The organism is Bacteroidia bacterium, assembly GCA_025056095.1.
GTDB lineage: Bacteria > Bacteroidota > Bacteroidia > JANWVE01 > JANWVE01 > JANWVE01.
In genome coordinates, this window is record JANWVW010000008.1 from 21,038 (window position 1) to 32,723 (window position 11,686).

General features: G+C 38.0%; 10 protein-coding genes. 3 read left to right on the plus strand and 7 right to left on the minus strand.

Features of this window, described 5'->3' with window-relative positions:
• Positions 1-44: 44 nt before the first annotated feature.
• The gene (gene fsa, locus NZ519_01405) at positions 45-695 is read right to left on the minus strand and encodes a fructose-6-phosphate aldolase (protein MCS7027395.1); all 651 of its coding nucleotides are present in this window, start codon (positions 693-695) and stop codon (positions 45-47) included.
• A gap of 158 nt (positions 696-853) precedes the next feature.
• Between fsa and fusA the strand changes: the two genes are divergently transcribed.
• A complete protein-coding gene (fusA, locus tag NZ519_01410) occupies positions 854-2,971 on the plus strand; it encodes an elongation factor G (protein MCS7027396.1) in 2,118 nt (705 codons plus the stop codon).
• A 341-nt stretch (positions 2,972-3,312) separates the two neighbouring features.
• Here fusA and NZ519_01415 read toward each other — a convergent pair whose 3' ends face one another.
• Together NZ519_01415 and NZ519_01420 are read right to left on the minus strand one after the other, a co-directional pair.
• Entirely contained in the window at positions 3,313-3,759 is a 447-nt protein-coding gene (locus NZ519_01415; protein MCS7027397.1) for a GNAT family N-acetyltransferase, read from the minus strand.
• A gap of 22 nt (positions 3,760-3,781) precedes the next feature.
• On the minus strand, positions 3,782-5,659 hold the full coding sequence (locus NZ519_01420) for an OmpA family protein (GenBank protein ID MCS7027398.1): 1,878 nt from the start codon (positions 5,657-5,659) through the stop codon (positions 3,782-3,784).
• A 45-nt stretch (positions 5,660-5,704) separates the two neighbouring features.
• Between NZ519_01420 and NZ519_01425 the strand changes: the two genes are divergently transcribed.
• Both NZ519_01425 and tsaD read left to right on the plus strand, forming a co-directional pair.
• Positions 5,705-6,403, plus strand: coding sequence for a tetratricopeptide repeat protein (locus tag NZ519_01425; GenBank protein ID MCS7027399.1), 699 nt, complete (start codon positions 5,705-5,707; stop codon positions 6,401-6,403).
• Between the two features lies 1 nt (position 6,404).
• Complete coding sequence (gene tsaD / locus NZ519_01430) at positions 6,405-7,397, plus strand: tRNA (adenosine(37)-N6)-threonylcarbamoyltransferase complex transferase subunit TsaD (GenBank protein MCS7027400.1); 993 nt, start codon at positions 6,405-6,407, stop codon at positions 7,395-7,397.
• On the opposite strand, the gene NZ519_01435 is transcribed toward tsaD, so the two are convergent.
• The 4 genes from NZ519_01435 to NZ519_01450 all read right to left on the minus strand — a co-directional run bounded on the left by NZ519_01435 (position 7,328) and on the right by NZ519_01450 (position 11,465).
• Positions 7,328-7,537: a hypothetical protein gene (locus NZ519_01435; GenBank protein ID MCS7027401.1), complete on the minus strand. Its 210-nt coding sequence runs from the start codon at positions 7,535-7,537 to the stop codon at positions 7,328-7,330. The two genes, tsaD and NZ519_01435, sit on opposite strands and share 70 nt — an antisense overlap.
• A 21-nt stretch (positions 7,538-7,558) precedes the next feature.
• Positions 7,559-8,488 carry a uracil phosphoribosyltransferase gene (upp, locus tag NZ519_01440; GenBank protein MCS7027402.1) on the minus strand — a complete coding sequence of 310 codons (930 nt, stop codon included), beginning with the start codon at positions 8,486-8,488 and terminating at the stop codon, positions 7,559-7,561.
• A gap of 76 nt (positions 8,489-8,564) precedes the next feature.
• Positions 8,565-10,400, minus strand: coding sequence for an asparagine synthase (glutamine-hydrolyzing) (asnB, locus tag NZ519_01445; GenBank protein MCS7027403.1), 1,836 nt, complete (start codon positions 10,398-10,400; stop codon positions 8,565-8,567).
• Between the two features lie 66 nt (positions 10,401-10,466).
• On the minus strand, positions 10,467-11,465 hold the full coding sequence (locus NZ519_01450; GenBank protein MCS7027404.1) for a glycosyltransferase family 9 protein: 999 nt from the start codon (positions 11,463-11,465) through the stop codon (positions 10,467-10,469).
• Between the last annotated feature and the right edge of the window lie 221 nt (positions 11,466-11,686).

Below are 11,686 nucleotides of genomic sequence, written 5' to 3' on the forward strand. Positions count from 1 at the left end.
AAAAATATAGACTTTATGCTAGCTTGAACTTGTTAACAAAATACTTACAGCAAATTTTTCTGATGATCAGCTAAAAATTTTTCTAAACCTATATCAGTTAAAGGATGACGAAATAGCTGCTCTATGACACTAAAAGGCATAGTCGCTACATCTGCTCCGACTAAAGCTGCTTGCAATACATGCAAAGGGTGCCGAATGCTGGCTGCTAAAATTTCTGTTGCAAAACCATAGTTGTCATAAATAGTTCGGATTTGTTCAATAAGCTGCATTCCTTCTGTGCTAATGTCATCTAATCTACCTATAAACGGGCTAATGTAGGTAGCCCCTGCTTTTGCCGCTATTAAAGCTTGTGTAGCACTAAAACAAAGTGTACAATTCGTTTTTACGCCTTGTTGATGAAAATACTGAATAGCTTTTATACCGCTTTTGGTTAAAGGAATTTTGATAACGATATTATCCGCTATTTCTGCCAAAGCTGAACCTTCTTTTATCATTCCTTCTAAATCTGTGGCAATTACTTCGGCACTTACAGGTAGTTCTTTAAGTAAAGCGCAGATAGTTTTATAGTGTTGCTCATAATTTTTTACACCTTCTTTTGCCATTAGGGAAGGATTAGTAGTTACTCCGTCTAAAATGCCCATGCTTGCCGCTTCTTCAATATGTTTAAGATTAGCGGTATCTATGAAAAATTTCATGATTACAAAGTTAGCAAACTTTCTACTCAAAAATAAAAAATTATGCTCCTTTATCAAATTTGAATTAAATCAATTTGAAATACCGTTTTTTATCCTTAATTTTGCAGGGCAAATACTTATATCAAAGCGAGTATCTTAGGAATAAATCAGTAACAGTTATGCCAAAAGTAAAAGACCTAAATTTTCTGCGTAATATCGGTATCATGGCGCATATTGACGCAGGAAAGACTACTACTACCGAGCGGATTCTGTTTTATACAGGTGTAGTGCATAAAATGGGCGAAGTGCATGATGGTGCAGCTACAATGGACTGGATGGAACAAGAAAAAGAAAGAGGTATCACCATCACTTCGGCAGCTACCACTTGCATGTGGAAGTACAGAGGTCAAGAGTATCAAATTAACATTATCGATACTCCTGGGCACGTAGATTTTACCGTAGAAGTAGAACGCTCTTTACGTGTATTAGATGGTGCAGTAGCATTATTCTGTGCCGTAGGTGGTGTAGAGCCCCAATCTGAAACTGTATGGCGCCAAGCTAACAAATACAAAGTTCCCCGAATCTGCTTTGTCAATAAAATGGACAGAGCAGGGGCAAACTTCTTCAAAGTAGTTAAAGAAATCCGAGATGTACTAGGTGCCAAAGCAGTACCCCTCCAAGTCCCTATTGGCGAAGAAGATACTTTTAGAGGTGTAGTAGACTTAGTGCGCAACCAAGCTATTATATGGAATGAGCATGACTTAGGAATGACTTATGTAGAAGTACCTACACCCGATGAACTCAAAGATTTAGTAGAGCAATACAGAAATGAACTATTTGAAGCCATTGCAGAGTTTGATGACCATCTACTAGAAAAATACTTAGGTGGAGAAGAAATTACAGAAGACGAAGTACGCACTGCAATACGCAAGGCTACCATTTCAATGTCTATATTTCCCGTTTTATGTGGTTCAGCCTTCAAAAATAAAGGCGTACAAACCATGTTAGATGCAGTTGTTTCTTACCTCCCCTCACCTCTTGACTTACCTCCTGTGGAAGGTGTAAACCCCAACACAGAAGAAAAAGAAATTCGCAAAACTGATGAAAATGAACCTTTCGCAGGATTGGCTTTCAAAATTATGACAGACCCCTACGTAGGTAGATTAGCCTTTATCAGAGTATATTCAGGTAAGTTAGAAGCAGGTTCGTATGTTTTAAACACGCGCACAGGGGAAAAAGAACGCATTTCTCGACTAATTCAGATGCACGCCAATCGCCAAAATCCTATTGATGTGGTATCTGCGGGAGATATTGCCGCAGCCGTAGGCTTCAAAAATATTCGTACAGGGGATACGCTTTGTTTTGTAGAAAAACCTATCCGCTTAGAGTCTATTGAGTTCGCTAAGCCTGTAATAGACATGGCGCTAGAACCTAAGACCCAAGCCGATATGGAAAAAATGAGCGCAGCACTCCAAAAATTAGCTGAAGAAGACCCCACTTTCAAAGTCAGAATAGATGAAGAAACAGGGCAAACAATTATCTCAGGAATGGGTGAACTACACCTCGAAATTATTGTAGACCGATTGAAACGAGAGTTCAAAGTAGAAGCTAATCAAGGACAACCCCAAGTAGCTTATCGTGAAGCCATAACAAAAACTGTTTCTAAGCGTGTAGTATTCAAAAAACAAACAGGTGGTAGAGGTAAGTACGCAGACGTAGCCGTAGAAATAGGACCTCGTGAAGATGGACAACAAGGACTAGAATTTATCAATAACATTGTAGGGGGTGCTATTCCCAAAGAATTTATTCCTTCGGTAGAAAAAGGTATCCGAAGCGCTATGCAAAACGGCGTACTAGCAGGATATGAAGTAATTGCACTCAAAGTGCGCTTGTTTGATGGCAGCTATCACCCCGTAGATAGTGATTCCTTATCTTTTGAAATCGCAGGTAGAATGGCATTCAAGCAGTGCTGTTTAGAAGCCGATCCTATTTTGCTTGAGCCCATTATGTCCGTAGAAGTAGTTACACCCGAAGAGTATTTAGGCGACGTGATTGGAGATTTGAACCGCCGTAGGGGAATTATTGAAGGTACAGACAGTAAAGCAAACGCACAGGTGATTAAAGCCAAAGTACCATTGAGTGAAATGTTCGGATATGTAACTACTCTACGTACAATTACTTCAGGGCGTGCTTCTTCAACTATGGTTTTTTCTCACTATGCAGAAGCACCCCGAAATATTGCCGAAGAAGTTATTGCACGTAATAAGGGCAAAAAAGTATTGGCAGAGGACGAATAGTGTTGTGTTGTTATTGTATGGCTATATTCTCTTAATTCTGCGTTGGCACTTACGGCGGTTTGCTGTAAGTGCTATTTTTTCATAGGTTATGGGACAAAGACAGGTTAAAAAACTCAAAAGCTGTTCAAATAATTGAGTTTTGAGTTCGAACAAGCTACATAGCTTTTTTTTTCAAAAATAAGAAGTTTTTTTGCTAATTTTTTTGGGCGTGCCCTTGTGGGCATTTCGCTTGCGCTCATGCCCACAAGGTCGGCGTGCTACGGGCTATGTGCGAAATGCCCCGACCCTTGCGTTAGCAAGGGGCACGCCCAAAAAATAAAATCAACCTCATAATCAAATTATCAGCTCTTTAACACAATTCTGCCATTCCACCATTCTCTTTCTATAACCGCTTGATACTTACTGTAAAATTTTTGTGCTTCTGTATTCCAATCCAATACTTGCCATTTGACTAACCTGCACTGCTGCTCATTAGCTTCGGCTATTACAGCGTCAAAAAGCATTTTGCCAATCCCCTGCTTTCTATATTCAGGCAGCACAAACAAGTCTTCAAGATAAAGCATCTTCCCTTTCCACGTAGAATAACCAATATAAAAAAAAGCTATCCCTACTATTTTTTGGTCTTTTATAGCTACAAATACGTCAAATAAATTGTCTTCAAAATCTCTCTCATACTCTTCGACAGTAACCGTTACTTCTTGGGGTGCCCTTTCAAAAATTGCCAATTGTTGGACTAAATTCAAAACTTCTCCTAACTCTGAACGATGTGCTTTTCTAATCTCTACCATGATGTAAGCAAATATCTACATTTTATGGTATTATTTCAAACTCTACCCGGCGATTTTTATATCTACCTTCTTCTGTGGTATTGTCAGCAATAGGTCTTTGGCTACCATAGCCCCGAGTGATAATTCGTTTGGTTTCAATTCCTTTGCTGATTAAGTACTGTGCTACACTTTTGGCACGCTCCTCAGAAAGTATAAGATTTTTATTAGCACTACCTGTGTTATCTGTATGCCCGTTGATTTGTATGCGTATAGTAGGATTAGTTTTTAGCATAGATACTAACTCATCCAAAGCAGGATAGGACTCTGCTTCTAACTCACTGGAATTGAATTTGAAATAAATGTTCTTTATCACATAGCTTTTTTGATTTTGTATAGCTTCTAATGTGGGATAAAGCCATAAAGTATCTTGCTGCGTGGTTATGATATCAAGGTTTTGAGATAAATAACCTTTGGCAGATACAGTAACCGCTAAACGAGTATTTTTAGGCAAAGTAAAATGCTGAATAGGCGAATAAGTAGTGTCTATTTTTAGATTATCTTGGACTTGCAAGGTGAAAGGTACGTGTTGTTGCCGTTCGTTTTTAGCTGCAATAAAAACATCTACAAAATTTCTTTGCACTTTCTTTTGAACAGGGTATTCTACAAGGTAGAGATTTGAATTTAGCTTGCTAAAACTTAGGCAAGGTCTATCAGAGGATAGGTAAGCATGCAAAGAGTCTATTACGTAGTAGTTTAACTCATTGTAAGGCGTATTTAGCGGGTAACCTACATTTTGGGGTTTAGTCCAATTGCCATTTTCAAAATAACTCACAAATATATCAAAGCCGCCCAAAGTAGCATGTCCATTAGAAATAAAGTACAATTTTTTTCCGTCAGGACTAAGATGAGGATTGCTTTCATCACCTTGGGTATTGATAATATTGCCCATATTTAAGGCTGTTTTCCACTTTCCTTCGGCGTTTTTGACAGAAAAATATAAATCTGAACCACCGTAGCCCCCTTTTCTATCCGATGCAAAAACAAGTATTTTTTCAGCACTGTCTGTGGTTGGGGCTGTTTCCCAAGCTTTAGAATTGATAGAATCAGAAAGTTTTTCAGGTTTTGTCCAAGTGTGGTTTTCCAAAACTTGAATATAAATATCCCCATTTGTGCTAACATCAGCGTTATAGTAAAAATACAAGTGGTTATGGACAAAATGCGGCATACTTCTTTGAAACTTTTGGTCAAAATGTTTTTCTACTAACTTTTTGAGTGTGTCATTGTAAAGGTAAAATATCTCTTCCTGCCCGTTTATACTACGAGTAAAAGCTAATTGATTTTTGAACAGAAAAGGGGCATATTCATCATGCAAAGTGTTGATAGAATGTGTATCTAACAAAGTAATTCGCACATCAACGGGCTGCTTTAAATAAGTTTGTAGCATTTTTACTTGCTCAATAGCTTTTTCAGCTTTAATAGGGTTATTAGGCTTGTACCTTTCATAAGCTTGTATTGCTTTTTCGTATTCCTGCTGGGCTGCATAGCACTTTCCTAAGTACCAAAACAGTAGAGGGTGGTAGTAAGGTTGTAAAGCTGCACATCGCTCTAAAAACGGCGTACTTTCTACGGGGTTACTTTCCAAGCTGCACATTGCTCTTTTCCACAAAAAGTCTACATTATTTGGTTGCTGATTGAGTAAGATATCTAATCCCTTTTTAGCTTCTGAAAAGTTACCTTGTAAATACTGCTTGTATACTTCGCTCACTGTGGTATTTTTTTGTGCTAAAACTGTTGAAAGAGAAAATACAAAGCAGTACATCCATGCCAAGTGTAGGTTACATTTCATCTGCTGTGTGCTTGTACAAAAATAGGTATTTTTTCGTAAATTAAGAGTGTTTTTTAAGTTTGCAGAAATATACACAAATAAGTATTAAACTTGCAGCGCTATCCATTGGTTTATGAAGGTATGATAATACAATATCTTAAAAAGAAGCAATTGGAATATTGGTTTCATACAGGTTTAGCAACTTTGGAAAATGGCTTATATGAGCGTGCAGCTAAATACGGCAAGCGCATTATAGCCCATTATCCTGATTTTTCAGGGGGATATGATATTTTAGCAAGTGCTTTGGAAGGTTTAGGTAAAAATGATGCAGCGCTTAGCATATTAGAGGAAGGCGTTAAAAGAGTACCGCAATCGTATATTTTATGGGAGAAGTTAGGACTGCAGCACTCTCTTCGCCAAAAATATGAAGAAGCCATAGAATGCTTTGATAAAGCTATTGCCATTGAAGACAAGGTAGAAAGCTTGTACTATAATAAAGCCGTAGCATTAGCTAACATGAACAAGCTCTATGAGGCTTTAGCTTGTTTAGAAAAAATTATTGAGATTAACGATGAGTTTTTTATGGCTTATATTTTACAAGCCTCTATTCTTAATAGACTTGGCGCACTGTCCAATCAAATTGAACCAGTGGATAAAGCCATTGAGCGCATGGAAATATTGCGTAAAGTTCCTTTTGAACGTTTCGGCGTAAGTAATAAACACGAATTAGAGTATAAAATTCATGAAAATTTGCTGCACTCTTATTTGCTCAAAGAGGATATGGAAAAAGTAGAAGAGCTTCAACAAAAATTAGAGGAACTAAAAAAGCAAAGAAAATAGCATGCTTTTAGCCATAGAGTCTTCGTGTGATGAAACTGCTGCAGCAGTATGCAATTTAGAAGGCAAAATCCTTTCAAATGTGCTGCGTAGCCAAGCCATTCATGCCAAGTATGGGGGAGTTATTCCTGAATTAGCTTCAAGGGCGCATCAACAGACGATAGTTACAGTAGTCAAGCATGCGTTAGAGCAGGCAGGAATTACAAAAAAAGACGTACAAGCTGTTGCAGTAACACAAGGGCCAGGCTTGATAGGTGCTTTGTTAGTAGGAATTCATTTTGCTAAGGGTTTTGCGTTAGCTAAAAATATTCCACTCATAGCCGTCAATCACATTCAAGCGCATGTTTTAGCCCATTTGATAGAAAATCCTCAAATAGAGTATCCTTTTTTGTGTTTGTTAGTTTCGGGCGGGCATACTCAAATTATGTGGGTTAAAAGTCCGTTAGAAATGCAGGTAGTAGGTCAAACTTTGGATGATGCCGCAGGAGAGGCTTTTGACAAAGGTGCAAAAATGTTAGGCTTTTCGTATCCAGGGGGTCCCTTGATAGACAAATACGCCCAGCAAGGCAATCCAAAATTTTATACTTTTCCTATTGCAAATGTACCTGATTTAAATTACAGCTTTTCGGGCTTAAAAACCGCGCTTTTGTATTATTTGCAAAAACAGAGTTCTACTTTTATCCAAGAACATTTAGCGGATATTTGTGCATCTTATCAGCAGGCGATTACACAAGCACTGTTGGATAAGTTTATTTTAGCTATTGAGCGCTATAAACCAAAGGCTATTACGTTATCGGGGGGAGTAGCGGCTAACTCATACATTCGTACAAGGTTTATTGAAGTAGGTAGAATGCTCAATCTTAAAACGTATATTCCAAAGTTTGAATATTGTACAGATAATGCCGCCATGATAGCTATTGCGGGGCTTCATTTATGGAAAGCAGGTAAGGTTGCCAACCAAACCTTAGTACCTTTTGCTACGTATCCAAAGGAATAGTATTTAAGTTTGAAAGATAGTAAAGATAGTTTTATGATTATTTTTTTGGGCGTGCCCCTTGCTAACGCAAGGGTCGGGGCATTCCGCACATAGCCCGAAGCACGCCGACCTTGTGGGCATGAGCGAAGCGAAACGCCCACAAGGGCACGCCCAAAAATTCATTATCCTATCCTTTTACCTAATGCTAAATCACCTGCATCGCCCAAGCCTGGTATAATGTAAGATTGTATGTTCAATTCAGGGTCAATAGCTACTGTCCATATATGCGCTTGCGGCAAATTTTCTCTAATATACTGCACACCATAACGACTAGCAATAATAGATACCATGTGAATGGCTTTGGGCATGCCGTAGGTTTTAAGAGCATTTACCGCTGCTATTAAAGTACTGCCCGTAGCTAACATAGGGTCAAGTAGAATTAAAGTCCTGTTATCTAGTTCAGGAGTGGCTACGTATTCCAAACGAATTTCAAAATCATGATTGTAGGTCGTTTTACGGTAAGCAGCTATGTAAGCATTGTCTGCTTGTTCAAATATATTCAAAAAACCTTGATGCAAAGGCAAACCCGCTCGTAAAATAGAAGCTAAAACAGGCTGTTGGCGTAAAAACTTACCTTGTGTAGCAGAAAGAGGTGTGTCAATATATTCAGTAGAATACTCCAAATGCTCACTGACCTTATAGGCTAAAATCATCCCTAAACGCTCTACATTATTCCTAAATTTAGCGCGATCTTGCTGTGTGTTTAAGTTACGAAGCTCTTGCAGATATACATCGGCAATAGAAGTTTTGTCAGAAAGGACATGAATTTTTTCGTCTAAAACTAAGTGTCCTGAAAAACTCTGTTGTGTAATTTTTAAGGTTTTTTCAATTGTACAGATGCGTTCGCCTGCTTGAATGGTTTTGTCTTTTTCTACGTACCAACGGGTCAAAATTCCTGATGTGTCAGCTTCAACAGCTAAAAAGTCTTTTTCAAAAGATAAGGTACATATTACCTCGCCTTCCTTGACAAAATCTCCGATTTTTCTGTGAATAGATTCTACTTTGTAACTCAAAAAATGATGGGGCGCAGCTATTTCTACTGTGGAGTTCATGATACAAAGGTAAGAGATAATCTCTTAAATTTCAATCGTCAAAAGTAGCCAAGATAAAACAATTTTACACTTTGAATTAGCTCTGATAAGTGTAACCGAGCATCAAATATTGCCAATATAGTTGCGGATATGATTTTACAATAACACCTTCCTTTTTCAATTTTTCAATAGAACTATATACCATTTCTTTGAGTTTAGGGTTGTTGAACCACTCTTGTTGTGGAGGAGCAAATCCAATTTTGTCCTGCCTTTGGATAATCAAATCAGGTAAAATTCCTTGCATAGCTGCACGCAAAATTCGTTTGCTGTAACCGGGAGAAATCAAATAGTTATCAGGCAAGGAAAAAAGAAATTCAGCGATTCTATGATCTAAAAACGGTAGACGCACTTCAACAGCGTGCGCCATAGAATTTCTATCTGCGTAGCGTAGGAGCTCATTTAAGCCTCTTTTGAGCAACATGAAATACAAATGTTCTTTGAGAGTAGGAGGACTCTCTATCGGGCTAGGTAACAGCCTGTATTTTTTGACTATATCAGGATGAATGCCCAAGTAGTATGGACTTTTTACAGAGATAAACTTTCTCTTGAAAACCGATAATTTTTTTTTAAGTGTATAAAACCATTGGTTAAGTAGGTTGAAACCAAAACTGCCTTCTAACTTAAAATTGGGAATTTTTTTGAATTCACGCCATTCTTTGTGAAAAGCTAACGGGCGAGTAAAAAGTAAATGCTTCAAGTATGTTTGCCAGAGAGGAGTATATCCTGCTAACATTTCATCTGCGCCCTGTCCATCAAGGAGTACTGTAACTTGCTGTTGCTTTACCATTTGCATCACTTCATACTGTGCAGCAATACTAGCACTGCCATAAGGTTCCTCTTGGTGGTAGTTAATTTTGTCAATGTTTTTGATAAAAGAATTGCTGTCAGGAGTAACGTAGTTCGCTTTGAAGCCTGTTTTTTGTGCCACAGCTTGAATGTACTTGCTTTCATCTAATTCAAATCCTGGAAATACAGCTGAAAAAGTCTGAAATTCTTTGATATTATTGCTAAAATATTGATGAATACTGCATACAATAGAGGAAGAATCTAATCCCCCAGACAAGCTACTACCTACGGGTACATCGCTGCGTAAGCGCTTACGAATAGAATCAGTGAAAAGTGCTAAAAACTCTTCTTTTGCTTGCTCAAAAGAACCAGTATAAGTAGCGTTGATATTGGTAATATCCCAGTACTTATGCGTTTGGAAGTGTAGCCTATCTTGATCTATCCGTACATAAGCATAATGGGCGGGTTCTATTTGAAAAATATTTTCATAAAATGTTTGGTATGGATAAATAGAGCTTTCAATCGTAGAGTATAAAAGATATTCAAATACACGTTTTAAGTTGGGTTTTTTACTTACTCCGTATTTCCAAAGTGCTTTCATTTCTGAAGCAAAAGCAAAAGAGTGAGTAGTGTAAGTGTAGTAGAGTGGCTTCTCTCCGAATCTATCCCTCGCTAAAAATAAGGTCTTATCTTTGTTGTTCCAAATAGCAAAAGCGTACATTCCTTCTACCTGTTTAAGACAAGCTTCTCCATACTCTATAAATAGGTTCAGTAAAACTTCAGTATCAGTCTGCGAATTAAAAGTATACCCCTTTTTGGTTAAGATTTCTCTTAGCTCAATGTAATTATATATTTCTCCATTAAGTACAATGACATAGTTTCCATCTTTGCTGTGCATAGGTTGCGCCCCTCTTTCACTTAAATCTAAAATACTCAAACGGCGGTGCCCTAATCCAATTTTGCCATCTTTGCTTATCCAAATTCCCTCACTATCGGGACCTCTGTGAATGAGTGTATCATTCATTGCTTTAATCTGTTGAACTTGAACAGGATTTTGTGTAGATATTATGCCTGTAATACCGCACATAGAAAACAAGGACAAATGTAAGATAAAAACAACGATATTACCAAGAATATACTAAATTTAGTCAGATTACGTATTCTTATCAACGCAATTGGTAGCATATTGCATCATTTTATTGATGACCATTTCAGGTGTTATGTTAGCTAGGCAAACACAATTTTGAGGTTCTCTTTTGCACTTCGTACAATCTTCGGAGAAGCTTATATATGACGCTTGCCTACCGATGGGTTGCCATCTGCCTGGATGCATCGGGCGAATAGATGGATAAATTCCTATTGCTTTTTTTCCTAACGCTGCGGCAATATGCAAAGGACCTGTGCTTCCTGCTACTAGTCCATCAACATGGGCAATAAGAGCAATTAAATCGCTTAAAGTGAGTTTTCCTGTAAGGTCATGAACGTAGTTGGGTAGAGCCTCAATCCATTGGCTTAAATATATTTTGTCTTTTTCTGTACCCGTAATGAACAAATTGTACTTTTTAGGATCAAGCATATTGATAAGTGCTTGATACTTATACAAGCCCCATTCTCTTGCACTTCCTTGTGAAGTAGGATGAATAATCCAGTTTTCTTTTTCACTGCTTAGTAGTGTTTGAATGTTGTGTGGCAAAAGTGGTATTTTAGTCATACCGTAGTACTGACTAATTTCTGTTAAGGTATATGTAGCGTTTATTCCCAAAGGTTTGAGTAATTTTAGATTGAGTTGAGACTCGTGAAGTTGAGATCGCCTGCGATGCAAGTAGACTAACTTATTAGCATACCACCAAGCATACCAACGGCTATATGTACATATACGTAGAGGAATTTTTTGGGAATACGCCCATTTGAGAATTTCTTTACGTGGAAATACGTGTACAATAGCTTCTGCGGTAGGTTTGTAATTAGTAAGGTTTTTTACATCTACAAACTCATCTACATATTGGCAGGTTTGCACCACGGGGTGTGTATAGGCTTGTCCAAGAAAAGTGATTTTTGTGCTTGGAAAATGTGCTTTAAGTATTCCGCATAGAGGTAAAGTCAAAACTACATCGCCAATGGCATCTGTTCTGCTGATGATTATTTCGTTCATAGGCTATAGATTTGTTGTTAGCTACATAAAGCAGGCTTTTGTAGAAATTTAATTTCTGTAAAAATACACTAAATAGACACACGATGCATGCCTATTTTTGTTACGTGAAGGTGAGTAAAGAATTAAATTTATTTTTTTGGGCGTGCCCTTGTGGGCGTTTCGCTTCGCTCATGCCCACAAGGTCGGCGTGCTTCGGGCTACGCTATCGCTTCGGTGCTTCG

What these genes read in the sequence shown, in the direction of transcription:
- NZ519_01425 (MCS7027399.1), top strand. Translation starts at nt 5,705, where the DNA reads ATGATAATACAATATCTTAAAAAGAAGCAATTGGAATATTGGTTTCAT.
- fusA (MCS7027396.1), top strand. Translation starts at nt 854, where the DNA reads ATGCCAAAAGTAAAAGACCTAAATTTTCTGCGTAATATCGGTATCATG.
- NZ519_01450 (MCS7027404.1), bottom strand. Translation starts at nt 11,465, where the DNA reads ATGAACGAAATAATCATCAGCAGAACAGATGCCATTGGCGATGTAGTT.
- upp (MCS7027402.1), bottom strand. Translation starts at nt 8,488, where the DNA reads ATGAACTCCACAGTAGAAATAGCTGCGCCCCATCATTTTTTGAGTTAC.
- NZ519_01415 (MCS7027397.1), bottom strand. Translation starts at nt 3,759, where the DNA reads ATGGTAGAGATTAGAAAAGCACATCGTTCAGAGTTAGGAGAAGTTTTG.
- fsa (MCS7027395.1), bottom strand. Translation starts at nt 695, where the DNA reads ATGAAATTTTTCATAGATACCGCTAATCTTAAACATATTGAAGAAGCG.
- tsaD (MCS7027400.1), top strand. Translation starts at nt 6,405, where the DNA reads ATGCTTTTAGCCATAGAGTCTTCGTGTGATGAAACTGCTGCAGCAGTA.
- asnB (MCS7027403.1), bottom strand. Translation starts at nt 10,400, where the DNA reads ATGTGCGGTATTACAGGCATAATATCTACACAAAATCCTGTTCAAGTT.